24 protein-coding genes are annotated in these 25,539 nt (G+C 67.9%); 8 read left to right on the top strand and 16 right to left on the bottom strand.

The features are described from left to right. Positions 1-57: 57 nt before the first annotated feature. On the top strand, positions 58-963 hold the full coding sequence (locus OC534_RS02295; RefSeq protein ID WP_026070635.1) for an aspartyl/asparaginyl beta-hydroxylase domain-containing protein: 906 nt from the start codon (positions 58-60) through the stop codon (positions 961-963). 132 nt (positions 964-1,095) lie between these two features. On the opposite strand, the gene speE is transcribed toward OC534_RS02295, so the two are convergent. Further along, positions 1,096-1,950: a polyamine aminopropyltransferase gene (speE, locus tag OC534_RS02290; protein ID WP_017355131.1), complete on the bottom strand. Its 855-nt coding sequence runs from the start codon at positions 1,948-1,950 to the stop codon at positions 1,096-1,098. Positions 1,951-2,139: 189 nt separating this feature from the next. On the opposite strand from speE, the gene speA reads away from it, so the two are divergent. After that, a complete protein-coding gene (gene speA / locus OC534_RS02285) occupies positions 2,140-4,029 on the top strand; it encodes an arginine decarboxylase (protein ID WP_262071302.1) in 1,890 nt (629 codons plus the stop codon). 43 nt (positions 4,030-4,072) lie between these two features. Continuing rightward, complete coding sequence (locus OC534_RS02280) at positions 4,073-4,396, top strand: DUF6122 family protein (protein WP_017355133.1); 324 nt, start codon at positions 4,073-4,075, stop codon at positions 4,394-4,396. 25 nt (positions 4,397-4,421) lie between these two features. On the opposite strand, the gene OC534_RS02275 is transcribed toward OC534_RS02280, so the two are convergent. The 3 genes from OC534_RS02275 to OC534_RS02265 are packed head-to-tail and all read right to left on the bottom strand — an operon-like array spanning position 4,422 to position 6,705. Continuing rightward, positions 4,422-5,747: a HAMP domain-containing sensor histidine kinase gene (locus OC534_RS02275; RefSeq protein WP_136004647.1), complete on the bottom strand. Its 1,326-nt coding sequence runs from the start codon at positions 5,745-5,747 to the stop codon at positions 4,422-4,424. After that, the gene (locus OC534_RS02270) at positions 5,744-6,406 is read right to left on the bottom strand and encodes a response regulator transcription factor (protein WP_017355135.1); all 663 of its coding nucleotides are present in this window, start codon (positions 6,404-6,406) and stop codon (positions 5,744-5,746) included. Before OC534_RS02270 ends, OC534_RS02275 begins: the two co-directional genes overlap by 4 nt. Beyond that, a complete protein-coding gene (locus tag OC534_RS02265; protein ID WP_017355136.1) occupies positions 6,406-6,705 on the bottom strand; it encodes a PepSY domain-containing protein in 300 nt (99 codons plus the stop codon). Before OC534_RS02265 ends, OC534_RS02270 begins: the two co-directional genes overlap by 1 nt. 137 nt (positions 6,706-6,842) lie before the next feature. Between OC534_RS02265 and OC534_RS02260 the strand changes: the two genes are divergently transcribed. Continuing rightward, on the top strand, positions 6,843-7,277 hold the full coding sequence (locus tag OC534_RS02260) for a PepSY domain-containing protein (RefSeq protein WP_017355137.1): 435 nt from the start codon (positions 6,843-6,845) through the stop codon (positions 7,275-7,277). Between the two features lie 66 nt (positions 7,278-7,343). Here OC534_RS02260 and OC534_RS02255 read toward each other — a convergent pair whose 3' ends face one another. From OC534_RS02255 to OC534_RS02245, 3 genes are all read right to left on the bottom strand, one after another. Beyond that, on the bottom strand, positions 7,344-7,835 hold the full coding sequence (locus OC534_RS02255) for a hypothetical protein (protein WP_153165061.1): 492 nt from the start codon (positions 7,833-7,835) through the stop codon (positions 7,344-7,346). A 98-nt stretch (positions 7,836-7,933) separates the two neighbouring features. Beyond that, positions 7,934-9,145, bottom strand: a complete 1,212-nt coding sequence (locus tag OC534_RS02250) for an FAD-dependent oxidoreductase (RefSeq protein WP_262071301.1) — start codon at positions 9,143-9,145, stop codon at positions 7,934-7,936. 66 nt (positions 9,146-9,211) lie between these two features. Then, complete coding sequence (locus tag OC534_RS02245) at positions 9,212-9,706, bottom strand: lipocalin family protein (RefSeq protein WP_017355140.1); 495 nt, start codon at positions 9,704-9,706, stop codon at positions 9,212-9,214. A 163-nt stretch (positions 9,707-9,869) separates the two neighbouring features. On the opposite strand from OC534_RS02245, the gene OC534_RS02240 reads away from it, so the two are divergent. Further along, complete coding sequence (locus OC534_RS02240; RefSeq protein ID WP_017355141.1) at positions 9,870-10,118, top strand: hypothetical protein; 249 nt, start codon at positions 9,870-9,872, stop codon at positions 10,116-10,118. A 152-nt stretch (positions 10,119-10,270) separates the two neighbouring features. Beyond that, complete coding sequence (locus OC534_RS02235; protein ID WP_262071307.1) at positions 10,271-12,619, top strand: DUF3772 domain-containing protein; 2,349 nt, start codon at positions 10,271-10,273, stop codon at positions 12,617-12,619. A 43-nt stretch (positions 12,620-12,662) separates the two neighbouring features. Here OC534_RS02235 and OC534_RS02230 read toward each other — a convergent pair whose 3' ends face one another. Both OC534_RS02230 and OC534_RS02225 read right to left on the bottom strand, forming a co-directional pair. Continuing rightward, positions 12,663-14,771 (bottom strand): phosphoglycerol transferase I, encoded by a 2,109-nt coding sequence (locus OC534_RS02230; RefSeq protein ID WP_262071300.1) that lies wholly within the window; start codon positions 14,769-14,771, stop codon positions 12,663-12,665. A gap of 262 nt (positions 14,772-15,033) precedes the next feature. Then, positions 15,034-16,737 (bottom strand): AarF/UbiB family protein, encoded by a 1,704-nt coding sequence (locus OC534_RS02225; protein ID WP_316044048.1) that lies wholly within the window; start codon positions 16,735-16,737, stop codon positions 15,034-15,036. Positions 16,738-16,856: 119 nt separating this feature from the next. Here OC534_RS02225 and OC534_RS02220 point away from each other — a divergent pair, with 119 nt between their 5' ends. Continuing rightward, positions 16,857-17,795 carry a DUF808 domain-containing protein gene (locus OC534_RS02220; RefSeq protein ID WP_017355145.1) on the top strand — a complete coding sequence of 313 codons (939 nt, stop codon included), beginning with the start codon at positions 16,857-16,859 and terminating at the stop codon, positions 17,793-17,795. A 28-nt stretch (positions 17,796-17,823) separates the two neighbouring features. Here the strand turns inward: OC534_RS02220 and OC534_RS02215 are convergent, their stop codons facing one another. From OC534_RS02215 to OC534_RS02205, 3 genes are read right to left on the bottom strand one after another with little or no spacing between them, the layout of a single operon-like run. Continuing rightward, a complete protein-coding gene (locus OC534_RS02215; RefSeq protein ID WP_017355146.1) occupies positions 17,824-18,477 on the bottom strand; it encodes a hypothetical protein in 654 nt (217 codons plus the stop codon). 10 nt (positions 18,478-18,487) lie between these two features. Further along, on the bottom strand, positions 18,488-19,003 hold the full coding sequence (locus tag OC534_RS02210; protein ID WP_262071299.1) for a sigma-70 family RNA polymerase sigma factor: 516 nt from the start codon (positions 19,001-19,003) through the stop codon (positions 18,488-18,490). 50 nt (positions 19,004-19,053) lie between these two features. After that, complete coding sequence (locus OC534_RS02205) at positions 19,054-20,616, bottom strand: GGDEF domain-containing protein (RefSeq protein WP_262071298.1); 1,563 nt, start codon at positions 20,614-20,616, stop codon at positions 19,054-19,056. Between the two features lie 147 nt (positions 20,617-20,763). Between OC534_RS02205 and OC534_RS02200 the strand changes: the two genes are divergently transcribed. Further along, positions 20,764-21,405 (top strand): NAD-dependent dehydratase, encoded by a 642-nt coding sequence (locus tag OC534_RS02200; protein ID WP_017355149.1) that lies wholly within the window; start codon positions 20,764-20,766, stop codon positions 21,403-21,405. A gap of 100 nt (positions 21,406-21,505) precedes the next feature. On the opposite strand, the gene OC534_RS02195 is transcribed toward OC534_RS02200, so the two are convergent. The 4 genes from OC534_RS02195 to pdhA are packed head-to-tail and all read right to left on the bottom strand — an operon-like array spanning position 21,506 to position 25,367. Further along, entirely contained in the window at positions 21,506-22,870 is a 1,365-nt protein-coding gene (locus tag OC534_RS02195; protein ID WP_136004636.1) for a dihydrolipoamide acetyltransferase family protein, read from the bottom strand. After that, a complete protein-coding gene (locus OC534_RS02190) occupies positions 22,867-23,220 on the bottom strand; it encodes an SH3 domain-containing protein (RefSeq protein WP_136004635.1) in 354 nt (117 codons plus the stop codon). Before OC534_RS02190 ends, OC534_RS02195 begins: the two co-directional genes overlap by 4 nt. A 1-nt stretch (position 23,221) precedes the next feature. Continuing rightward, positions 23,222-24,292 (bottom strand): alpha-ketoacid dehydrogenase subunit beta, encoded by a 1,071-nt coding sequence (locus OC534_RS02185; RefSeq protein WP_136004633.1) that lies wholly within the window; start codon positions 24,290-24,292, stop codon positions 23,222-23,224. Further along, a complete protein-coding gene (gene pdhA / locus OC534_RS02180) occupies positions 24,285-25,367 on the bottom strand; it encodes a pyruvate dehydrogenase (acetyl-transferring) E1 component subunit alpha (RefSeq protein ID WP_262071297.1) in 1,083 nt (360 codons plus the stop codon). Before pdhA ends, OC534_RS02185 begins: the two co-directional genes overlap by 8 nt. Positions 25,368-25,539 lie beyond the last annotated feature (172 nt).

The following is a 25,539-nucleotide window of genomic DNA, read 5'->3' as shown; positions in this document are numbered from 1 at the left end:
GAGACGGCCCGTGCCCCGTCCCCCCATTTCAGGTCCGGCCCTGCCGGAGGAACACTGATGATCAAGATTGTGCTGGCCGTGCTGTTCATCGCCTGCGTGCTGTACATCCATTACCGCGGCAAGGTGCGTGCGCGCTGGTCGCGTCAGCTGCTGGACCATTCCAGCTTCATGGCTCCGATCAACGTGATCATGTACATGTTCTCCAAGGTCCCGACCACGCCGTTCCTGGACCCGGGCAAGGCGTTCCCGCAGCTCGAACCGCTGCGCGAGAACTGGCAGATGATCCGAGACGAAGCGCTGGCGCTGCGCGATGCGGACAAGATCGCTGCGTCGAGCACGTTCAACGATGCCGGCTTCAATTCGTTCTTCCGCCGCGGCTGGAAGCGTTTCTACCTGAAGTGGTACGGCCCGTCGCACCCGTCGGCCAGGACGCTGTGCCCGAAGACCACCGCCTTGCTGGAGTCGCTGCCGGACGTGCGCGCGGCGATGTTCGCCCAGCTGCCTTCGGGCAGCGAGCTGCGCCCGCACCGCGACCCCTTTGCCGGCTCGCTGCGCCTGCACCTGGGCCTGGCAACGCCGAACGATGACGCCTGCTACATCGAAGTGGACGGCATCAGGAAGAGCTGGCGCGACGGCGAGTGGATGATGTTCGATGAAACCTACATCCACCATGCGCACAATGAGACGCAGGACGACCGGGTGATCCTGTTCTGCGACATCGCCCGCCCGCTGCGCTTCGGCCTGCCGGGCCTGTTCAACCGTGCGGTGGCGTCCACGCTGCTGGCCGGTGGCGCCTCGCCGAACCTGCCGGGCGATCCTACCGGTGGCGTCAACAAGGCCTTTGGCGGCGTCTACAAGGTGCGCCTGAAGGCCAAGGCGCTGCGCGAGCGCAGTGTGGTGGCCTACCAGGTGATCAAGTGGGGCCTGGTGGTGGCGGTGATCGCGGGGATCTGGGCGATCTGAGGCCTTGCTGCCTGGGGGGCCGGTCAGCGGCCTGGCACTACCGGACACAGAAAACCCGCGCTGTTGCCAGCGCGGGTTTTTGTTGGGCCACAGGCCACCGGCAGAGCCGACCAACGGTCGGCGTCCAACGCATCAGCCCTTCAGGGCGGCCGCGACGAACGGCGGGGTGACCAGCACGCCGGTATGCAGCGCGGCGGTGTAGTACAGCGTATCGAACGACTTGGAGGCCGAATCGGCCTGGCGGAAGTCGAAGCTGCTCTGGCCCTTGCGCGCCAGCGTCACGCTCCACCAGCCGGTGGGGTAGCACGGCTGCGGGAACGGCAGGGTCTTGAACGAACCGAAGCCGGCCTTGCCCATTTCGGTGCGCATTTCGTTGATCAGGTCCAGCTGCATCAGCGGCGACTCGGACTGCTGCACCAGGATGCCATCGTCCTTGAGCGCCTTGAAGCAGCTCTCGTAGAAGGCCTTGTTGAACAGGCCTTCGCCCGGGCCGACCGGATCGGTGGAATCGACGATCACCACGTCCACGCTGCCGGCCGGGCAGTTGGCCATGTAGGCCACGCCGTCATCGAACATCAGCTCGGCGCGCGGGTCGTCGTTGGACTCGCACAGTTCCGGGAAGTGCTTGCGGGCCATCACGGTGACCTGCTCGTCGATGTCGCACTGGGTCACGCTCTCCACGCCCGGGTGCTTGAGCACCTCGCGCAGGGTGCCGCAGTCGCCGCCGCCGATGATCACCACGCGCTTGGGCGCGGCATGGGTGAACAGCACCGGGTGGCTGATCATCTCGTGATAGAAGAAGTTGTCCTTGCTGGTCAGCATGATGGCGCCATCGATGGTCATCAGGTTGCCCCAGTCGCTGGTCGCGAAGATCTCGATCTTCTGGAACGGCGACTGCACTTCGTCCAGCTTGCCGGTCAGGCGGTAGCCGATGGCCGAGCCGGTGCGCTCGAAGTGCTCGATGTACCAGTTGTTGTTGTCAGTCATGGAGAAACGGTCCTGTTCGGGGTGTTGGAGCCGGGCTGGCGGCGGAGGCCGCGTGGCACTAGCCACATCCGGACGGGTCGGCCCGTTCAGGTTCTGACCTGGGCACGGGCGCGGGCGCGCATGATAACGGAGCTGTCGCCATATAGGCGTTATCATGCACCCCCTTTTTTACCAACCAGGCCCACTGAAATGACCGATTGGTCCCTCGACCAAGCCCGCAAGACCTACTCGATTCCGCATTGGGCGGATGGTTACTTCGACGTGGATCAGGCAGGACACATGGTGGTGAGACCGACTGGCCAGGACGGCCCGGTGGTGTCCTTGCCGAAAATCGTCGACGCCGCCCGCGAGGCCGGCGCGAAGCTGCCGCTGCTGGTGCGTTTCCCGGACATCCTGGGCCAGCGGCTGGGCAAGCTGCAGGCGGCCTTCGCCCAGGCGCAGGCCGATTGGGAGTACCCGGGCGGTTACACCGCCGTGTACCCGATCAAGGTCAACCAGCACCGCGGCGTGGCGGGCACCCTGGCCAGCCACCACGGCGAGGGCTTCGGCCTGGAAGCGGGCAGCAAGCCGGAACTGATGGCCGTGCTGGCGCTGTCGCGCCCGGGTGGGCTGATCGTCTGCAACGGCTACAAGGACCGCGAGTACATCCGGCTGGCGCTGATCGGGCGCAAGCTGGGCCTGCAGACCTTCATCGTGATCGAAAAGCCATCCGAGCTGAAGCTGGTGCTGGAGGAATCCAAGGCGCTGGACGTCAAGCCGGGCCTGGGCGTGCGCATGCGGCTGGCCTCGCTGGGTGCGGGCAAGTGGCAGAACAGCGGCGGCGACAAGGCCAAGTTCGGTCTGTCCCCGCGCCAGCTGCTGGACCTGTGGAAGTCGCTGCGCGACACCGAATACGCCGACTGCCTGAGCCTGCTGCATTTCCATATGGGCTCGCAGATCTCCAACGTGCGTGACATCGCCAACGGCATGCGCGAGGCCACCCGCTACTTCGTGGAGCTGTCGCGCCTGGGCGCGAAGATCACCCACGTGGACGTGGGCGGTGGCCTGGGCGTGGATTACGAAGGCACCCGCTCGCGCAGCTTCTGCTCGATCAATTACGGGCTGAACTCCTACGCCAGCAACATCGTGCAGCCGCTGGCCAACGCCTGCGAGGAGCACGGCCTGACCCCGCCGCGCATCGTCACCGAATGCGGCCGCGCGATGACGGCGCACCATGCGGTGCTGATCGCCAACGTGTCCGAGGTGGAAGAGGCGCAGGAAGGCCGTGTGCCGGACCAGCACGATGACGAGCCGGCGGCGATCCGCCACCTGCGCGAGATCCATGCCGAGCTCGACGAGCGCCCGGCGGTGGAACTGTTCCAGGAAGCCCAGCATTTCCATGCCGAAGGCCTGTCCAGCTACGCGCTGGGCCAGATCGACCTGCCGCAGCGTGCGCGCATCGACGACCTGTTCTATGCCATTGCCCACGCCGTGCGCGCGCGCCTGAGCTATGACGAGAAGAGCCATCGCCCGGCGCTGGACGAGCTGAACGAGCGGCTGGTGGACAAGTACTTCGTCAACTTCAGCGTGTTCGAGTCGATCCCCGATGCATGGGCGATCGACCAGGTGTTCCCGATCGTCCCGATCGAGCGCCTGAACGAGCAGCCGGCACGCCGCGGCATCATCGCCGACATGACCTGCGATTCGGACGGCATGGTCAAGACCTATGTCGAAAACGAGAGCCTGGACAGCTCGCTGCCGCTGCACGCGATGAATCCGGGCGAGAGCTATCGCATCGGCTTCTTCATGGTCGGTGCGTACCAGGAGATTCTGGGCGACATCCACAACCTGTTCGGCGACACCGACGCGGTGGAAGTGCTGGCCGACGCCGATGGCTACGCCATCACCCAGCAGCGACGCGGCGATACCACCGATGTGATGCTGGACTACGTGGGCTACAGCCTGGCCGATCTGCGCGCGAGCTATGCCGCACGCGTGGCGGCGGCGAACCTGTCGGCGGCGCGTGCGCAGGAGCTGTCCGATGCGCTGGAAGCGGGTCTGACCGGCTATACCTACCTGTCCGACGAGCCGCTGGTCTGATCGGCGCGGTCCACCGCATCCGGGTCTGTGGCGCGGCGGCACGATGAGCAGCCGCGCCATCATTCACCTGTTGCTGCATGCCGCCGTGCCGGCGCTGCTGGCGTGGCTGTTCTGGCGCAAGCGGTTCGCCTCGGCATGGCTGTTGCTGCTGCTGGGCTGGATCATCGACCTGGACCACCTGCTGGCCGACCCGATCTACGCCCCCAACCGCTGCAGCATCGGCTTCCATCCGTTGCACACCGCGCCGGCAATCGCTGTGTATGCCGGGCTGTGCGTGCCAAAGAAGACGCGGTTGTTCGGCATCGGGTTGATCGTGCACATCGTGCTGGATGCCATCGACTGCTGGTGGATGCACGCAGGCAGGTGAGGGCAGCGCCGCCGTATCCCGTCGCTCAGCCTGCGGGCAGTGTCAACGTCGCGCGCAGGCCGGGATGTCCATTGCGCAGTACCAGCGTACCGCCGTAGCTCTCGGCGATATCGGCCACGATCGCCAGGCCCAGTCCGCTGCCGGGCATGCGTTCGTCCAGGCGCACGCCACGGCCGAGCGCGCGCGCCAGATCGTCCTCGGGCAGGCCGCTGCCATCGTCGTTCACGTCGATGCGCATGCGGTTGCCGATGTGCGCCACGGTCACCTGCACCCGATGCGCGGCCCATTTGCCGGCGTTGTCGAGCAGGTTGCCGAGCATTTCCTCCAGATCTTCGCGCGCGCCGGCGAACAGCCCCTGCGCGTCCGGATCGTAGTGGAAGGACACCTCGCGCCCGACGTGCACGCGCTGCATCAGCCCGCATAGGCTGGCCAGCACCGGCGCCACCGGCGTCCGCTGCTGGCTGTCCGCACCGATGCCGGCGGCCAGGTAGCGCTCGATGCTGGCCTGCATCCGCGCGGTTTCGCTGCGCAGGGTCTGCCGCCAGTCGCTGCCCTCGCTTTCGGCCTCGGTGGCGAGCACGGTCAACGGGGTCTTCAGGGCGTGGGCAAGATCCTCGGCACTGCGGCGCGCGCGCAGCACCATGCGTGCATGGTGGTCGAGCAGATCGTTGAGCTGCGCCGCCAGCGGGGCGACTTCCTTGACCAGACCCTGCTGCGGGAAGCGCACCTGTTCGCCGTTGCGCACCTGCCCGGCAATGCGGCCGAGCTCGGACAGCGGGCGCAGGCCGTAGTGCACCTGGGTAACCAGCACCGCGAACCACAGGGCGATCAGCACGGCCAGGGCCAGCGCGGTGCGCTTGCGGAACGCGCTGACCTGTGCGTCGAGTTCACTGCGGTCGGTGGCCACCACCACCTGCAGCGGTGTCGACATGCGCGGCAATGTCACCTGCTGCGCCAGGGCGCGCAGCGGCTGCTGCAGCGGCCCGGTGGTGTCGTAGGCCTGCGCTGGGCCGGTCCGCAGCGTGGCGGGTGTCAGCAGGGTGTCGTCCCACAGCGAACGCGACTGGCCCAGCGGCTGGCCCTTGGCATCCTGCACCTGCCAGTAGGTGCCGGAGAACACCCGCTGGTAGCGCTCGTCCGACAGTGCCCGGCGCAGCTGCAGGCCGCCCTGCGCGTCGCTTTCGGCCAGTGCCAGCACCGCGATCAGTTCGTTGCCCAGGCGCTGGTCCATCGCTGCGCGCGCCGAGCGCTCGAACATCGCGCCCAGCCACCAGGTGGCCACGGCCGAAACCAGAATCAACCCCAGTCCGCCGGCGAGCAGCAGGCGGGTGCGCAGCGAGCCGCTGGTCATGGCGCGGCCGACAGCCGGAACCCCTGCCCGCGGTGGGTGTGGATCAGCTCGGCGCCGAGCTTGCGGCGGATCCGCCCGATCAGCACGTCCAGCGTGTTCGAATCGGGGTCGAAGCCCGCGTCGTAGACGTGTTCGCCCAGGCGCGACCGGCTGATCACGATGTCCGGGTGATGCATGAAGTAGCTGAGGATGCGGTGCTCCTGCGGGCTCAGGTGCAGCAGCTCGCCGCCCAGCTCGAAGCGGCCGGCATTGACGTCCAGCAGCAGCGGCCCGCACTGCAGGCGCGGGCTTGCGTGGCCGGCGCTGCGGCGGATCAGGGCGCGCAGGCGCAGCAGCAGCTCTTCGGGTTGGAACGGTTTGGTCAGGTAGTCATCGGCGCCGGCGTCGAAACCGGCCAGCTTGTCGTGCCAGCGGGCCCGCGCGGTCAGTACCAGCACCGGGAACCCCTGGCCGGCCTGGCGCCAGCGCTCGATCACGCTCAGGCCATCCAGGCCGGGCAGACCGAGATCGACCACCGCCGCGGCAATGTCCTCGATCTGCCCCAGTTCTTCCACCGCGCGGCCCTCGGCGCTGTGCAGGACGACGTAACCGGCGTCCTCCAGCAAACGCTGCAGGCGGCTGGCGAGCAGGGCGTCGTCCTCGGCAAGCAGGATCCGCATCAGTCTTCTTCCATCTTCAGCAGGCGCCCGCTGCGGGCATCATAGTCGAGCTCCATCACCACGCCGCTGGGACCGAGAATCTCGATCTCGTAGCGGTCATCGTCCAGCTCCACCTCCACCAGCGTGCCCGGATAGCGGCGCATCGCGTCGGCGACGACCTGCTCCAGGGGCACATACCGGCCCTGGCGGACCGCCTGGCGTACCGCATCCTGCTGGCGCGCACCGCCGTCGAGCACCCGTGCGGGGTCCTGCGGGGCGATACCAAGCAACAGCGGCAGCAGCAGCGGGAGGGCGGACATGGTCAATGATCGTGGGCGGATGCATACGGTATACGGTGCACGTCTAAACGCTGCCTAACAACCGGCCTCATGGTGCGGTTAGGCCTGCTTGCCAGACTGGCGGTGCCGGAATCGCCCGGCCACCCCTGGAGCCTCCCATGAACATTCCGATGCTGACTGCCGCCCTGACGGCGGCGCTGTTCTCCGCCCCGGCTTTCGCCGCCGATCTGACCGCTGCCGATGTGCAGGCCAAGCTGCGTGCGGCCGGCTACACGCAGGTGCATGAGCTGGATCGCGAGGACGGCGTGTGGGAAGCCGACGTCACCCGCGCCGATGGCACCGTCGACGACGTGATCGTCGATCCGTCCAATGGCGAGATTTTCGATGCCCGCGGCGGGCGCCCCGTGCTCGATGCCGGGCAGATCCTGGCGCTGGCCGGCAAGGCCGGTTTCCGGAAGATCGAGTCGTTCGAACGCGACGGCGCCACCTGGACGCTGGACGCCCGCAATGCCCGCGACCAGCGCGTGGAGGTGCGCATGAGCGGTTACGACGGCCGCGTGCTGTCGAGCCGTCGCGACCGCTGGTGGGACTGACCGCGCACGGCGGAAACGAGAACGGCCGGGGTGCCCCGGCCGTGGATGCTGGTGTCGCTGGCCGGCTTACCAGCCGATCGGCGGCGGGTCCCAGTAGCCCGGGCCACGCCCGTAGCCATACCCGCCATACGGACCGAAGAAGCCCGGCCCCTTGCCTTCGCTGACCTGGATGTTGACGTTGACCCCGCGGGTCTTGCCTTCATCGTTGGTGTAGTTCTTGCTGAGGTTGAGTTCGGCGGCGTTGAAATGCGTGTTGCCGTAGTTCTTCGCGTAGCCGATCCCGGTGGTGAAGCTGCCGTTGATGCGCAGCTTGTCGTCGGTGACCTCGGCGATGCCGTTGCCGGCGCGCTCGCTGACCCGGCGGCCGCTCTTGTCACCGTAGAAGGTGCCCGGCGGATCGCCGCGCAGCGACGGGTCGCCCAGATACTGCAGCGGCTGGTCGGGGATGGTCAGGTCCAGGCCGGTGGCCGACTGGGGGCCGGTGGCGCCTGCAGCGGACTGGGCCAACGCCACACCGGGCATGGACAGGCACAGCAGCAGGGCAAGCAGGCGGATCATGGGAAGCTCCGGGGCGGACAGGCGGGACGGCCGACAGCGCTGACGCTAGCAGCCGATTCTTGAATGATGCCTGTCATGCCGCCAGTTGCAAGGGGAACTCAGCCGAGGCGGTCGAATCCGAACAGCGCCGCCAGTGGATGCCCCCGGCGTTCGATCCGGGCCCGCAGCAGCCCGGCGCCGATCATCGAGTAGGTAATGCCGTTGCCGCCGTAAGCCATCGCGAACTGCACGCGCGGCCCCCACTGTTCATGCGGACCGAAGAACGGCAATCCGTCGGCGGTCTCGGCGAAGGTCCCGGCCCATGAGAATGCCGGCGTGGGGGCGAGCCGGGGGAACCAGTCCAGCAGCTGCTTCATGAGCTTGTCTGCCTTGCCTTCCACCCGCCGGTCGCGCCGTGCCGGAATGTCGATGGCATCGTCCAGCCCGCCCACCAGCAGGCGGCGGTCGCCGGTGGCACGCAGGTACAGATAGGGGCGTGCGCTTTCCCACACCATCGTGCGCTGCAGGGGACCCAGCACCGCGGCATCGACAGGGTCGGTGATGAAGGCATAGCTGCTGCGGTTGCGTGCGACGCGCTGCCTGATCCAGCGCTGGTTGGTGTATCCCATCGCCAGCACCACATGGCCCGCGCGGATCGTCGCCCCGGATTCGGTCTGGGCCGTGACGCCCCGCGTGCCCGGCGTCAGCGTGTGCAGGACCGTGCGATCGTGAATGTGACCGCCGCGCCGGCGCACCCGCTTCAGCAGTCCATAGGTGAGGCAGTACGGGTCGACCCGCGCCGCCTGCCGGGTCAGCAATGCGCCGCCGGCATCCACATCGAAGCGCTCCGCCAGCGCCTCCGGGCCGAGCCAGCGGGCGTCCAGGCCGGCACTGCGACGTGCCTGGCCCTCAGCCATCAGGCGGGGTACGTCGCGGCGGCGACTGGCCAGGTACAGGCTGTCCATGCGCCGGAAGTCCACGTCCTTCAGGCCGCGCGCCACGTCGCCCAGTGCCGGGATCGCCTCGGCACAGGCGCGGTAGGCCAGCGTCGCCGCCTCGTGACCATAGCGCTGGGCCAGTTCCAGCAGATGGGTGTCGATCTCGTACTGCAGCAGCGCGGTGCTGGCGGCGGTGCTGCCCCAGCCGATGTCGCGCTGCTCGATCAGGGCGACCTCATGGCCGTGCCCTGACAGCTCATCGGCGATCAGCGCGCCGGTGATGCCGCCGCCGACCACCAGCACATCGCAGCGCAGGTCGCGCTCCAGCGGGGGAAATGCCTGGATCAGTCCGTTGCGTACAGCCCACCAGGGATAACCACTTTTCAGGTCCATGCGCTGCCTTTTGCAGAGTTGGTTTCATCCATGTCGGCTGGCTGAGCGTCCACGCCTGCCAGCCCATCAGGCGGTGGGATGGCCGGTGTGCGGTGTGTGGATCAGGTCGGTGAGGTCGAAGCCCTGTTGACGTGCATAGGCCAGGTAATGGTCCTGCACGGTGCGGTCCAGCGTCGGCGTGCGCGAGAGCAGCCAGAGGAACTTGCGGTCCGGGCTGCCAACCAGCGACACGCTGTAGTCCGGGGCGATCTGGATCACCCAGTAGTCGCCCTTGGTGAATGGCAGCCAGCGCAGGCCCTTGGGCAGGAAACTGACCGCCAGCCGCGCGCTGTCGTCACCGGTCACGCTCGCCTCGCCGATGGCTTCCTCGACCTCACCATCCATCCGGCACCGATTGCGTACCTGCACGTTGCCGTTGTCCTGCAGCGTGTAATGCGCCGAGACGTCGGTGCAGCCCTCCGGCTCGTGCCGCATCGGCAATCGCGCGATTTCGTACCAGGTGCCCAGGTAGCGCGGCAGTTTCAGGTGGGGCACGGTCTTGAGGTCGTCGGAGGTGTTCATCGCGGCCAGAGAAGGGAAGAGGCCTCCACGATGCCCACGCCACCGCCACGGGCGGGTGAAGCCCGGGCGAGCGGGGCGTCGAGACAGTGCGTTGTCGCGGTGGGGTGCTGCGGCCCGGGGGGCGGCGCTATGCTGTGGATGGACCAGAGCGAGGGAGGTGCGGATGTATCAGGTGATTCTGCTCACGAGCGACAGCGGCTTCGTACGCGACCGCTGGGATACGGTGGACGACGTGGTCGAGCACCAGGGCATCAGCTATTCGCTGCGCGCCGGGCCGCGCCAGCCGCTGCCCACCGACCACGCCTGGGACCCGATCGCGGTGTACGCCCCGGAAGAGATCACCGAAGAGGAATTCCAGGACTGGTACGCCCGTCTGCAGCCGCAGGTGGAAGAGCTCCGGCTGAAGTACTGAGCCGCGCATACCCGGTCTGAACGACGCCGGGTTTATAGTTCGCGCAGGCGCGGTGGTCCGCGCGAAGCCCGTGGTGCGCCGGTTTGTCTTCCCGTTTCCCTTCTTTCCTGTCGCGGCCACTGGCGTGGTTGCTGCTGCTGGTCTGGCTCGGCATGGCGCCGGTGGCGCTGGCCCAGAACGACGACCCGGCCGAGCCCGACCCGATCGCGCAGCTGGCGCAGGCCGACAAGGACCTCAAGCAGATCCAGGCGTCGCTGGACGACGGCGATACCCTGGACACCCTCAAGACGCTGTCCGACCGCGCACTGGCGGTACAGCGTGATGCGAAGGCGGCGCGCGACGCGCTCGATCCGCAGCTCAAGCAGGTAGACGGACGGCTGGCGCAGCTGGGCGAGGTGCCCGAAGGGGCGACCGAAGCGCGCGACATCGCCCAGCAGCGCAAGGCCATGACCCAGCAGCGCGCCGATGTCGCCTCGGCCATCGCACGGTCCAACCTGCTTGCCGACAACGCCAAACAGCTGAGCGCGGACATCGAAAAGATGCGCGTGACCCAGTTCAGCGAGGAACTGGCGCGCAAGGTCAATTCACCGCTGTCGCCTTCGCTGTGGCGGCAGTTCGCCACCCATGTGCCGGCCGACATCCACCGTCTGGTGCTGCTGTACCGGCAGGGCGAGAACACCGCGCGCAAAGCCATCGCCCGGCACGGCTGGAGCGCACCGCTGACGGGGCTGGTGCTGGCGCTGCTGATGTTCTTCCCGCTGCGCCTGTGGTTGCGCGCGCTGGGCCGCCGCTATGCCGCGTCCGAGCGGGCGCCGGATGGCCGCCTGCGCCGCTCCGGGCTGGCGGTGTGGCTGCTGGCGGTGGGAACGCTGCTGCCGGGGTTCGCGGCAGTGGTGCTGGTGGCCTCGCTCGAGTCGATCGGCGCGATTCCGCCGCGCCTGCAGCAGTTGGCGCTGCACTTCCAGGTCGCCACCTTCGTTGCCGCCTTCATCACCGCGCTGAGCGCCTGCCTGCTGGTGCCCAAGCGACCCTCATGGCGGTTGCTGGCGCTCGACGACAGCGCCGCGTGGCGCCTGCGCAAGTACGCCTGGGGCGCGGCAGGGCTCACCTTCATCGGCATTCTGCTGGTGGAGATCAACCGCGCCTCGCGCACCAGCGAGATCACCACCGTTGCGGTGGATGGGCTGGTGGCCATCACCTACATGGCGCTGATCATCGCCATCCTGGTGTCGCTGGCGCGGTTGCACCGCCGCCAGGCCGCCGAGGCGGCCGCCAAGCTGGACGCGCAGGAAGGCGACGGCAAGCCCAAGGGCGTGCCGCGCCGGAGCGGCTGGATCGTGCTGGCGCGCGTGGCCGGGCATGTGGTGGTGGCCGCGGCCGTCATCGCGACCCTGCTGGGCTACCTCAACTTCGCGCTGTTCGTGGCCCAGCAGCTGGTCTGGGGGGCGGTGGTGCTGCTGGCGGCCTCGCTCCTGCTGAAATTCGCCGACGACCTGGCCACCACGATGCTCTCGCCCAACAGCCGGGTCGGGCAGACCATCGTACTGACCACCGGGCTGAGCGGTGCCCGGGTGGAGCAGGCCGGCGTGCTGCTCTCGGCGGTGCTGCGTATCGGCGTGATTCTGCTGGCGGTCCTCGCGCTGGCGGTGCCGTTCGGCAACCTCAATGCGTTCTACGGCGGGCTGGATGCGCTGTCGGGCGGATTGAAGATCGGTGAAACCACGCTCAAGCCCAGCAGCGTGGTATATGCGCTGCTGGTGTTCCTGGTGGTGTGGGCGGTCATGCAGGCGTTCCAGCGCTGGCTCACCGAGACCTACCTGCCGAAGACCGAGCTGGATGCCGGCGCGCGCAATTCCATCAGCACCGTCACCCGCTACCTCGGCATCATCGCCGCGGTGCTGTGGGGGCTGACCGCGCTGGGCATCGGGTTCGAGAAGCTGGCGCTGGTGGTCAGCGCGCTGTCGGTGGGCATCGGCTTCGGTCTGCAGGCGATCACCCAGAACTTCGTTTCGGGCCTGATCCTGCTGGCCGAGCGGCCGGTCAAGATCGGCGACTGGGTCAAGCTGGGCGACCAGGAAGGCGACATCAAGCGCATCAGCGTGCGCTCGACCGAAATCCAGGTCGGCGACAAATCCACCCTGATCGTGCCCAACTCGGAACTGATCACCAAGACCATCCGCAACATGACGATGGGCAATGCGCAGGGGCGCATCCAGATCCAGTTCTCAGTACCGCTGAGCACCGATGTGGCTGCAGTGCGGCAGATCCTGCTGGATACCTATGCCGCCCACGTGGCGGTCCTCGCCGATCCGGCGCCGTCGGTGTTCATCGATTCGATCGCCAACGGCCAGATCGCGATCAACAGTTTCGCCTACGTCTCCGGCCCGCGCGCGGTGTACGGCGTCCGCAGCGACCTGTACTTCAACATGCTGCAGAGCTTCGCCGCCGCCGGCATCGCGTTGTCCTCGCCGACGGACATCCACCTGGTCCGCGACCGGTAATGCCGGCCGCTGGCCGGCAACTTCCCGCCGTCGCCGGGGGCCGTCAGCCGCGGTTGCCGCGGCGCGACGGCACCAGCGCGAAGGTATCCACGGCGAGCTTCTCGGCGTGGTTCAACCAGGCGCGGATCTCCAGGTCGTCCACTTCGTGATCCAGCCCGAACGGCACGTTGATACGGCCATCGGCATCGGGCTGCACCCACTGCTGGGCGACCACCACCTTGCGCTGCGATGACACCGCCTCGATCCAGAAGCCGCGGTCGGGCGACTGCCTGGCCACCATCTGCAGCATGTACTGGCCGGCCCGGGTGCGGCGGCCCTTCTGCGTGATCATGTGCGCCTGGCGGATGCTCGGGCGCGGGCCGGTGCTCGGGTCGAGCGGACCGTCCACGGCGATCCCGGTACGCAGCTGCTCATCGCGGAACAGTTTGATGCCCTTGTCCTGGTTGACCAGCATCGCGCACCAGTCACCATCGGCCGAGCCATCTTCGAAGGCGGTGCAACGATCCACATAGGCCAGGGTGTTGGCCGGGTCGGCCAGGTCGAACTGCTTGGAGGTGTTCTCCAGGTACACCGACTTCAGGTCCCACTGCTTGTCGTATTCCAGCAGCACCGGCGGTTGCACATGCTGCAGCCCGACCACGACCTGGTTGTCATCATCGATGCGCAGCTGACGGGTCTTGTCCCCCAGCCACAGCGAGCGTGAGAACGCCAGGTAACGCGGGTAGTCCCGTCCGTTGTCGCGGAAGGCCGCCGCGCTCGCACTGGCGCGGTCTGCCCGCTTGGGATCAAGCAGCGACCGGCCGAAACCGATGGCCTTGATCTGCGGTTCGAGCAGACTCAGCAGGGTGGCACCCGAATCCAGCGTGGAGGCATCGGTGGCGGCCAGCTGGCGCGGGGCGATGTCCTTGCCGAGGAACAGCAGCAGGTTCTCGCGCGACTGCCTGGCCAGCACATGGCTGAGATCGTTGGGCATGGCCAGGTGATCCGAGGCGATCACGATCAGCGTGTCCTGGCCATACGGGCTGGCCTGGATGCGGTCGACCAGGCGGGAGATCAGCCCATCGGTGCACTTGAGGGCGTTGAGCAGGCCGATGTTGCCGTAGTCGCTCTGGTAGCGGGTGCGCTTGCAGGCCACCGGCAGGTGCCCGGCCGGGTGATGGGTATCCATCGTGAGGGTGGTCAGCATGAACGGCTCGCCCTTGCGGGAGAGCTGCATGAAGCGGTCGTAGGCCTTGTCCAGCAGCACGTCGTCATGCACGCCCCAGGTGGAGAAGTGCGCGCGTGCGATCTTCTGCTGTTTGAACCAGGCCAGGTCGTCGACCGCATCGAAACCGTGCGTGGCCAGAAACTGGCCCTTGCCGGCGAACTGGCCGTTGGCGCCACCGAGATAGTGGTTGGTGTAGCCCTGCTGCTTGAGGTAGTCGCCCAGGCACACCGCCTCGGGCAGGAAGCTGCCCATGCGGCCCATGCTGTTCTCATCGCCCTGCGCGGTGGTGAGTGGTACGCCGCACATCGACGACACCAGCCCGGCGATGGTCCAGCCGCCGCCTTCGGCCGAGGCCAGCCCGCGCACGTCCAGCGACTGCGCCGCCAGGCGGTTGAGGTTGGGCATCAGGCCGGGGAAGGTGGCCTCATCCAGATAGGTGCGCTCCAGACTCTCACCGTAGATCCACACGATGTTGCGCGGCTTGCGCAGCGGCTGCTGCGGCACGCGGTACTCCGGCGCGACCATGCTGTAATCGACCGGGCGCATCTGCTGATAGAGACGCTGGCCATCGTGATACAGCGGGCTGACCAGGATCGCGCCGAACCACACCACCACGAAGCCGCCGAAGATGGCGCCGCCGTGGCCGCTGCGCTGCCAGCGGCGGATCCGCGTCATCGCCAGTGGCAGCAGCGACACCAGCGCCAGCACGATGAAGCCGGCGATGTAGCGCTTGAAGTCGGCGATGCCTGCGCCCTCCATGTCCGCACCGAGGTGATACAGGGTGGCGGCATTGAGGCCGTCGCCGGAGAGCTTGTCGATCAGCCACCACGCGCTGAGTGCCAGCATCAGCAGTGACATCAGGCCGGCTTTCCACCACACCCACGTACGTGATGCGAGCAACAGCCAGGCGAGCAGCAACAGCGACAGCAGCAGGATCCAGAGCATAGGCACATTTGGCAGCGGAGACAGGTGGTGATGGACGTCATGACGACGTGATTCCCATCCGACCGGCTGTCCAACCACATGTGCATGACAGGCCGATGACCCGATCATGCCTGCACGAACCTGACTGAAATGTTTGTTTGGAACGACAGCAGATGTCGTTTATCGCACTGCCATCTGCGATGTAAAACACGCGTGAAAACGCGCGTCGCGTGCGGGTGCGCTGTCACGTCCAGTCGGGTGCCCACCGCAGGTGGGCAATACTTCAACGATGCCCGCGTTCTTCCCTGGAACGTGCGCGACGATCGAATATCAGCGCACTGAGGATGATGCCAAGCCCGAGGAACACGCCGATCAACATCAGCGTGAATGCGATGGCCGGGTAGCCGAACAGGTGCCAGCCGGTGTCCACCTTCATCATCATTGCCGCCGCCAGGATCAGTGCGGCGGTGACGATGCCGGCAGCGACCCGGTTGGCGATTTTCTGCAGGTTCTCCATCAACCGCGATTCTTCCAGCCCCGTCACTTTCATCTGCAGGCGGTTCTCGGCCAGCAGGGCGAGAATGTCGGTCATCTTGCGGGGGCCGTCGCGCAGCAGCTGCTGCAGCTCCATCGCCTCGCTGGCCAGGTTGGCCGCCGACAGCGACTTCTTCAGGCGTGCGCGCATCACGTGCTGCAGCTGGCGCTCGACGATGCGGCGTGTATCCAGATCCGGGGACAACAGCCGGCACACGGTTTCCAGGTTGAGCAGCGCCTTGCCGAGCAGGCTCAGTTCGGGCGGTGTGCGCAGGCCGCTGGCGGTGGCGATGCGGACCAGGTCGAGCACCACACGGCCTTCGGAGAAGCTGCTGTTGGCGGCGTAGCGCGCGATCACCTGGCCGGTTTCGCGCAGGTAGCGCTCTTCATCGAACGACTCCAGCCGCGTGCTGATGCCGATGATCTCGTCGGCCACTTCTTCACCGCGACCGTCGACCGCAGCAAACAGCAGCTTCAGCAGCCGCTCGCGCAGCCGCGGCGGCATGTGCGCCACCATGCCCAGGTCGAAGATGGCCAGACGTCCTTCCGGCGTAACGCGCAGGTTGCCTGGATGTGGATCGGCGTGGATCTCCCCATGCACGAAGATCTGGTCGACATAGCCGCGGATCAGCGCCGCCGCCAGCGGTGCCATCGGTTGTTCGGTCCGGCGCACATCAGGAATCATGTCCACGCGCACGCCCTGGGCCAGCTCCATCGTCAGCACGCGATGGCTGCAGTAGTCCCAGATCGGCTGTGGCACCCACAAGGGTTTGAACGGACGCAGATGCTGGCCAAAGCGCTGCAGGTTCTCCGCTTCGGCCTGGTAGTCCAGTTCCTGCATCAGGGTCTTGGCAAACTCGTTGAGCCAGTCGCGAAGGCGCACCCGGCGCCCGACCTGGGTGAGATGGTCGGCGGCCAGCGCGAAGCTGCGCAGCACCTCCAGGTCCGAGCGGAGCTGCGCGGCCACTTCCGGCTTCTGCACCTTGACCGCCACCTCGCGCCCGTCATGCAGCGCGGCGCGGTGCACCTGCGCGATCGAGGCACACCCCAGCGGCACCGGGTCGAATGAGGAAAACAGTTTGGACACCGAGGCGCCCAGTTCCTGCTCGATGATCGCGTAGATGCGCTCCACCGGGATCGGGGCGACCTTCTCCTGCATCCGCTCCAGTGCGGTGGCGAACTCCACCGGCACCATGTCGGGCCGGGTGGAGAGCATCTGGCCGAGCTTGACGAAGGTGGGGCCCAGCGCCTCCAGATCGGTCACGAACTGCTCCGGATTGCCTTCGGGCGGCAGGTCGTGCACGGCGCGGGCATCCAGGTTCATGCCCGAGAACACGCCGGAATGGCGGTAGCGAAGCAGCAGCCGCAGGATCTGGCTGCGGCGGCTCATGCCCTTTACCAGCGAGGGCGAACCGGGGGCGACAGGTGGCGTATTCAAGCAGGACTCCGGCAACGGCGATCCACCGCAGTGTGGCCGGGTCCCGGTGGTGGAGCGGTGAATCCGGCGGCATCTACCGCGAGCGGGGCTGGATAAGTCAGAATCGGCGCTTCGATCGATCCTTTGGAAGCCTCATGGCCGGTGCCAGTCTGTTCGCGTTGCTCGATGACATTGCGTCCCTGCTGGACGACGTGTCGGTGCTGACCAAGGTGGCGGCCAAGAAAACCGCCGGTGTGCTGGGCGACGATCTGGCGCTGAACGCGCAGCAGGTCACCGGCGTCAATGCCAACCGCGAACTGCCGGTGGTGTGGGCGGTGGCCAAGGGCTCGCTGGTCAACAAGGCGATCCTGGTGCCGGCCGCGCTGGCCATCAGCGCGCTGGAAGCCTGGCTGCGCGGCAAGGGCTTCCCGGTCCCGATCGTGGTGCCGCTGATGATGATCGGCGGCGCGTTCCTGTGCTTTGAAGGCGTGGAGAAGCTGGCGCACCGCTTTCTGCATTCCAAGGAAGAGGATGAGCAGAAGAAGGCCGAGCGGGTGAAGGCGCTGGCCGACGAGAAGGTGGACATGGTGGCGTGGGAGAACGACAAGGTGAAGGGCGCGATCCGCACCGACTTCATTCTCTCGGCCGAGATCATCGTGCTGTCGCTGGGCGTGGTCTCCGCTGCGCCGTTCCTCAACCAGGTGACCGCACTGGTGGTCATCGCGCTGGCGATGACCGTGTTCGTCTATGGCCTGGTGGCCGGCATTGTGAAGCTGGACGACCTCGGTCTGTACCTGTCGCGAAAGGGCGCGGCGCTGGCCGCGTTCGGCCGTGGCCTGCTGGTCGCTGCGCCGTGGCTGATGAAGTTCCTCTCGGTCGCCGGCACCGCCGCGATGTTCCTGGTGGGTGGCGGCATTCTGGTGCACAACGTGCCGGCGCTGCACCACCTGGTGCTGTCGCTCGGTGGCGAGGGCCAGTGGGGCTGGCTGGTCAACGCGCTGGGCAACATGGTCGTTGGCGTGATCGCCGGTGCGATCGTGCTGGCTGCAGTCACCGCCGTCCAGAAGCTGCGCGGCAGGCACGCCGCGCACTGATCCCCGCAGCGCGGAGTGGAACCCGGCGCTACGACCAGTCGCGCAGTCCGTCCAGCTCGGCGCGTGCCTGTGCCAATCGGCGCCCGGAAAGGGCGTCAACCGCGCGCTGCAGGCGAGGTGACTGGGGATCGCGGGCGAACCAGCGCCGCGCCAGGAGCAGCAGCGCCACCATCAGCGCCGTGCCGGCCACCAGTGACACCAGCAGCCAGCGCGCGGCATACACCGCCAGGTCCACGCCCCAGGCCTGCCAGGCCAGCAGTACCGGCACCGCCAGCCACAACCAGCACCAGGGCAGCCCCAGCAGCAGCTCGCCGAAGGCGGTGTGCATGCGCAGCGACGCCAGCACGCGCGACTGCTCCACCACGGGCTGGTCGGGCTGCAGTTGCCGGCGCAGGTGCAGCCGCGCGGCGCTGGCGATGATCACCGCCACGCTGTAGGCATGCAGCGCGAGCGCGCTGACCATCACCGCCAGCGGCGGCTGCTGCCACCACACGCTGCCGCAGTAGATCGCCAGCGCCAGCCAGAACAGCAGCTGCACGACCTGCAGTGTCCCGAAGGCCGACAGCTGGCGCTGCACGGCGTGCTGCCGGTGGCGGCGCCAGGCATCCATCGCGGCGGGGCCCTCGTTGCCGTCGGTGCCGGCGTACTGCTGCCAGAGATGCTGGAGCGGGTCGTTGTGCATGGTGGTGCCCTCAGAGAGTGGGGTCGAACCGCGCCCGCAGCTGCTGGCGCAGGCGGTGCAGGCGGGTGGAGACATTGGCGCTGCTGATGCCCAGGATCTCGGCGATCTGGCGGTGGTCGTGGTCATCCAGGTGCAGCAGCATCAGCGCCCGGTCCAGGGGCGGCAGCGCCCGGATCGCCGCCTCCAGCTGCCGCAGCGTCTGCCGGTGTTCAGCCGGCACACCGTCGTCGGCGGCCAATGCCGCCTCGTCCAGCACCGCGTGGTGGCGCTGGCGCAGCTGCTGGCGGCGCAACTGCGAGATGGCCAGGTTCAACGCCACCCGGTACAGCCAGGTGGAGAAGCGGGCGCGCGCCGGATCGAAGCTGTCGAAAGCATCCCAGGCCTGCACGCTGATGTCCTGGATCAGGTCCAGCCGGTCCTCGTGGTGGGCGCAGTAGCCGCGGGCGATCTTCAGCACGATGCCGCGGTGCTGGGCCAGCAACGCGGCGAACTGGGCGCGGGGATCGGCAGGGGCGGTGGCAGTCATGTCCATACCCGGATGATTCGCAGGGACGCGGCCGATATCACACGGTGCGCTCAGCGCGGAGGATCGGCCGCCTGCACGCGGTTCTTGCCAACCCGCTTGGCCGCATAGAGGGCCGCATCGGCCCGGCGCAGCAGCGTGTCGGCGTCCTCGCCCGGCTGCCACTGCGCGATGCCGGCGCTGAAGTGCACCGGCACCCGCTGCTGGTCCAGAGGCAGCGGGCGCTGGGCCAGCGAGCGCTGCAGGCGCAGCAGGGTGGACATGCTGTCCGCACCCGGCGTTTCCGGCAGCAGCAGCACGAACTCATCGCCGCCCAGGCGCGCGATCGCATCGCTGCTGCGCAGGTGCAGCTGGCAGACCGCGACCAGGTGCCGCAGGACCGCATCGCCGCCGGCATGGCCGTGCGTATCGTTGGTCTGGTGGAAGTCGTCCAGGTCGATCAGGGCCAGCGCCAGCGGGTGGGCCTGCCGGGCGGCCCGGGCCAGTTCGCGCTCCAGCAGTTCATCGAAGCCACGGCGGTTGAGCGCGCCGGTCAGGGGATCGGTGCGGACCAGTCCGGAAACATCGCGCAGTTCCTGCTCCAGCACGGCGATGCGCGCTTCGGCCTGTTCGACTTCGCGGCGTGCGTTGCCCAGGTGGTCGCGTGCCTGCAGGGCCTGTTCCTGGACCCGGCCGGTGTCCTGCAGCACATCCTGAAGCAGCAGGTTGAGGTCGGCGATGCTGCGTGCTTCCTTCAATGCCAGGGCATAGCTGCTGATCCGGTCGTGGTACTCGCCGGTACTGACCGCCATGCCGTCCAGGCGTTCGATGAAGCCTCCCATCAGGTGTTTCATGGCCGCCTTGGAGTCGCTGATGCCCTGCTTGAGCAGCCCCTGCTTGTAGATCACCTCGCGCAGGTTGGCGCGCGCCTGTTCGACCGAGTCGCGGTCCAGCGGGCCACCGATCAGGGCCCGCACCGCGTGCACCTGGCCGTGCAGCCAGCTGCTGTCGTCGAGCAGCTCGCCGATGTTGTCCAGCAGCAGGTCGAACAGGCTCAGCAGCAGCTCCTGCTGCTCCTGCCAGCCATCGCTGCGCACGCCGATCTGGTGGGTGAGCTCGCGCAGGCGCTGCTCGATCGGCTGCAGCGGCTGGCCGGGATGCCAATGGCGCAGGTCGCCGGCGATGCGCGCCGGTTCGTCCTTCAGCTCGGGCATGTTCTGCAGCAGGCTGGCCACCGTGACCCCGAGCGTGTGCCGCAGCAGCTCGCGCAGGCGCAGGCTGTCGGGCTGCCCGTCCGGGCTTTCCTGCTCGATGGTGCGGATGTACTTGTCGATCAGCTGGCGCATCGCGCGGCCGTAGCTGACCCAGTCGGCGCTGCGCTGCGCCGATTGCAGGCGCAGTCCCATGTCGCCCAGCTCGCCGGGCAGCGTGGACATGCCGTGGGCAAAGGCGGCCAGCAGCGGCTCGGGCTGCTCGGCCCCGGCGAACAGGCGCTGCAGCATCGCGCTGCTGCCGCCCTTGGGACCGGCGGCAGCGACGCCGGCCTCCTCGATCACGCGGGTGTCGACCTGGCGCCGCGACAGCAGCCGGCCCACGGCGGTACCGGGGCTGGGGGGAGCGTCGTGCGGGTCGGTCATGCGCAGGTCCTTGGCGGGTTTCCGGCGCGCGGGCCGGGCGGGTGGGAGGTTGGAACAGTATCGGCGCCGGGAACGCCGGCTTGAACCCACGGACCGGGCACGGTCGGTATGCCACGATGGTAGGCAATCGGAAAGCAGGAGCGTGCGATGAAGGTGATGCTGGCAGGGGCGACCGGGCTGGTCGGCGGGCAGGTCCTGCTGCAGCTGCTGGACGATGCGCGCTGCGATGCGGTGGTAGCGCCCACGCGCCGTCCGCTGGAGCAGAGCGACCCGGTCCTGGTCAATCCGGTGGTCGATTTCGAGCGGCTGCCCGTCGACGCGGACTGGTGGGCGGTGGATGCGGTGATCTGCGCGCTGGGCACCACCATCAAGCAGGCCGGGAGCCGCGAGGCATTCGCCCGCGTCGACCACGATTATCCGCTGCAGGTGGCCACCCTGGCGCAGGCGCATGGCGCCCATGCCTTTGTGTTGAATTCGGCGATGGGCGCCGACGCAGGCTCGCGGTTCTTCTACAACCGGGTCAAAGGCCGGCTGGAACAGGACCTGCGCGGCCTGGGATATCCGTCGCTGACGCTGGTGCGCCCAGGGTTGATCGGGGGCGAGCGCGCCGAGCGGAGGGCCGGCGAACACCTGGCCAGCATCGTGCTGGGCGCACTGGGCCCGGTCCTGCCGCGAGGCTGGCGGATCAACCCGGCGCACACCATCGCCGGAGAAATGCTGGAGGCGGCGCTGTCGCCGCGTCCGGGCGTCCACGTCATCGACTCGGCGCGGCTGGCGCCGCGCCGGTAGTGTCGGGCCGGGCCGGGCTGACGCGATGAAAAAAAAGCCGGGCAATGCCCGGCTTCTTCGTGGTACCGACCTGCGGCCGGTACCTCTTCCTACCTGTGGATCAACTGGCCAAGGCCAGGTCGTCCAGCATCGCGCGCAGGAAGCGGGCGGCTTCGCCGCCGGTGGCCGCGCGGTGGTCAAAGGTCACCGACAGCGGAATCACCTTGTGCGCTTCCACGCCACCCATCACCGGGGTCATCTGGTGGCGGGCACGGCCGGCACCGACGATGGCCACGCAGGGCGGCACGACGACCGGGGTCGCATAGCGGCCGGCGAACATGCCGAAGTTGGACAGCGAAATGGTGTAGCCACTCAGTTCGGAGGCGGCGATCGCGCGGGATTCCACCTGCTCGCGCAGGCGATTGACGCCTTCGCGGATGCCGCGTGCATCGAGCACGTCGGCATTGCGCAGCGCCGGCACGAACAGACCGTCGTCGGTGTCCACCGCGATGCCCACATCCACGTGCGCGTGCAACGTGCGGGTCAGGGCGTCGCCGTCGAACCAGGCGTTGAGCGCCGGCACCTTCTGGCAGCCCACCACGATCGCACGGACCAGGCGCGCGGTGACGTCGTTGCCCGGCACCCAGGCATGGATGTCGGCGTCGTCGTTCAACGTGGTCGGGACGACCTTGCTGTGCGCGTCGGCCATCACCCGCGCCATGTTGCGGCGCACGCCCTTGAGCTGTTCCGGCTGGCCCTTGGCGACAACGCCCGGCGGCTGGGTGCGCATCGGCTTGCCTGCCGCGGACAGCGGGGCGCGGGCCTCGCTCTGGCGGGCCACCGGTGCAGCGGCGGCAACCGGCGCGGCGGCGACCGGCGCCGGTGCGGCACCGACCTTGGCGCTGCCGTCGGCAGCAGCCTGCTTCACGTCGGCCATCGTCACCGCGCCATCGGCGCCGGTGGCGCGCACGCGGCTCAGGTCCACGCCCAGCTTGCGGGCGGTGGCGCGCACGGCCGGCACGGCCTTGACCCCGCCCACGGCCAGTGCCTGTTCGGCATGCACGGCGTTGGAGCTCTGCATCGCACCGACCACGGTGCCGGCGTCATCACGCTCGGCGGCGGGCTTGGCGTCTTCCACCGCTGCCGCTGCCGGGATCGGCGGCGGAGTCGGGGCGGCGGCAGGTGCGGCATGCCCGTGGCTGTGGCCGGTGTCCTGGCCATCGGCGCGCTGCGGCAGGTTCGGGTCCAGCTGGAACTGCGCCAGCACGCTGCCGGTGGGGATGATGTCGCCCGCGCCGCCGGCCAGCTTCAGCACCGTGCCGGAGAACGGCGAGGGCACTTCGACGACGGCCTTGGCGGTCTCCATCGAGACCAGCGGCTCGTCCAGCTTGATCACATCGCCTTCCTTGACGAACCACTCGACGATGGTGGCGTCGGGCAGGCCTTCGCCGAGGTCGGGCAGGTGGAAATTCTTGTTCTCACTCATGTGCAGTTCTCTTCCAGCAGTTCGAGATCGCGGGCCGGCAGCCAGCCCGTCGCGCCGTTCGCGCGTTCGGACCACCACCAGCCACCGTGTTCGTGATGCAGTTTGACCAGTTCGCCGCTGTCCACGTCCAGTTCGCGGGCGTCGTAGTCGCGCAGAGCCTCTGCGCGACCATCGTCCAGCCGCTGCAACCATGCCACCGGTGCCCACCCGGCACGCCCGTCATCGGTGCGTACCCAGGCGAACGCCGGCCATTCCTCGTCGCGGACGCCCAGTTCGACGATCTGGCCGGCGCGGAACCGGAGCGGGTTGGGATACTGGCTGCGGTACGGGCCTAGGAGGCGGGCCCGCATGTCAGCCCGCCGCAACCGCGCGTTTGGCCGCGCTCACGATCCGGTCCACGCTCGGCAGGTACTTCATTTCCAGGCGGAACAGCGGAATGTGGGTGTCATAACCGGTGACGCGTTCGACCGGTGCCAGCAGGTCGTACAGCGATTCCTCGGCCAGGCGCGCGGCGATTTCCGCGCCGAAGCCCGCCGTCTTCGGCGCTTCCTGCACGATCACGCAGCGGCCGGTCTTGGCCACCGATTCGGCGATGGTGGCAAAGTCCAGCGGACGCAGCGTGGCCACGTCGATCACTTCGGCGCTGATGCCTTCGCCGGCCAGTTTGTCGGCCGCTTCCAGCGCTTCCTTGACCTGTGCGCCCCAGGTGACCAGGGTGACATCGGTACCGTCGCGCAGCACGAAGCACACGTCCAGCGGCAGGGCTTCGCCGTCATCGACGACGACTTCCTTGTACTGGCGGTAGATGCGCTTGGGCTCCATGTAGATCACCGGATCCGGTTCGCGGATCGCGGCCAGCAGCAGGCCGTAGGCGCGTTGCGGCGACGACGGCAGCACCACGCGCAGGCCCGGCACGTTGGTGAAGATCGCTTCGTTGGCTTCGCTGTGGTGCTCCGGCGCACGGATGCCGCCGCCCCACGGCACGCGCAGCACCATCGGGCAGTGGAGGCGGCCACGGGTGCGGTAACGCAGGCGTGCGGCGTGGCAGACGATATGGTCCACCATCGGGTACATGAAGCCATCGAACTGCGCTTCGGCAACCGGCTTCATGCCCTGCGCGGCCAGGCCGATGGTCAGGCCGGCGATAGTGGTTTCGTCCAGCGGGGTGTCCAGGATGCGGTCGGCGCCGAAGCGCTGCTGCAGGCCGGCGGTGGCGCGGAACACGCCGCCGTTGACGCCCACGTCCTCGCCCAGCACCAGCACCGACTTGTCGTGCTCCAGCTCCCAGGCCAGCGCCTGGGTGATGGCTTCGATGAGGGTGATCGGGGTGGTGGTCATGTTCGGTTCTCCGCGCGCGATGGCGGCGCTGTCGGCGGCATTGGTCTGCGCGCCCGAGGCGCTGGTGTGCTTGATCTCATCCATGACGCTGCTCCAGGGCGATCGCCTGTGCGCGCTGGGCCAGCAGATCCTGCGGCGGATCGGCATAGAGGAAGTCGAACATCGCTTCGACCGGCTGCACCGGGGTGTTGAGGTACAGGTTGACCTCGTCGTCCACGCGCTTGCCGCAGTCGACGGTCCACGCCGCTTCCTCTTCCTCGCTCCACACACCGGCATTGATGAGGTACTTGCGCAGGCGCAGCATCGGCTCGCGCTGCCAGGCATCCTTCACCTCGGCGTCGTCGCGATAGCGGCGCGCGTCATCGGCGGTGGTGTGGTCGGACAGGCGGTAGGTCATCAGTTCCAGCACGGTGCCACCGTCGCCGGCCAGCGCGCGCTCGCGCGCCTGCAGCATGGCCGCCATCACCGCGATCAGGTCGTTGCCGTCCACCTGCAGGCAGTGCAGGCCACCGGCCAGGCCCTTCTGTGCCAGCGTTTCGGCACCGGTCTGGGCCGAACGCGGGAGCGAGATGGCCCAGCCGTTGTTGACGATGCACAGGATCAGCGGCAGCTTGTAGGCGCCGGCCGAATTCAGTGCGGCGTAGAAGTCGGTCTTGGAGCTGCCGCCGTCGCCGCATACGGCCACCGCGATCTGCTTCTCGTTGTTGAGCTTGAACTTCAGCGCAGCGCCGGCGGCATGCAGGCACTGGGTGGAAATCGGCACGCAGAACGGGAAGTCCCTGGCGGCATTGCCACCGTAGTCGTTGCCACGCTCGTCGCCGCCCCAGTACATGAGGACGTCGCGCGGGCGCACGCCACGCATGAACATGGCGCCGTACTCGCGGTAGGACGGCGCGAACACGTCGTCCTTCTGCATCGACGCGCCGATGCCCACGTGTGCCGCTTCGTGGCCCAGGCAGGCCGCGTAGGTGCCCAGCTTGCCGGTGCGCTGCAGTGCGATCGACTTGCCGTCGAACACGCGCACGAACAGCATCTGCTTGAACATCGGCAGCAGGGCGCGCGGATCGCGCAGGGCTTCGGGCAGGTCATCGCGGACGAGCGTGCCGTCCGTGTCCAGGTACTGCAGGTATTCGATCTTGAACTCAGCGGCAACCGTCATTGCGTACTGCACCTTCGACAGGAAGTTACAAATGATATGAATTGCCATGTTAAGGAAGGCGTACGAAAAAGCCGTCCTGCGGCGCAGCAAGTGTCCCGGTGGACAGCGCCCCGGTATACCGCAGACAGGTGACGCAATGCCAATGACTACAACGTATTCAGTTGCCGGAACC

The organism is Stenotrophomonas sp. Marseille-Q5258 (assembly GCF_946900935.1).
Lineage (GTDB): Bacteria > Pseudomonadota > Gammaproteobacteria > Xanthomonadales > Xanthomonadaceae > Stenotrophomonas > Stenotrophomonas nematodicola.
The sequence above is the reverse complement of the archived record's forward strand: the minus strand, read 5'-3'. Positions and strand labels throughout refer to the sequence as shown.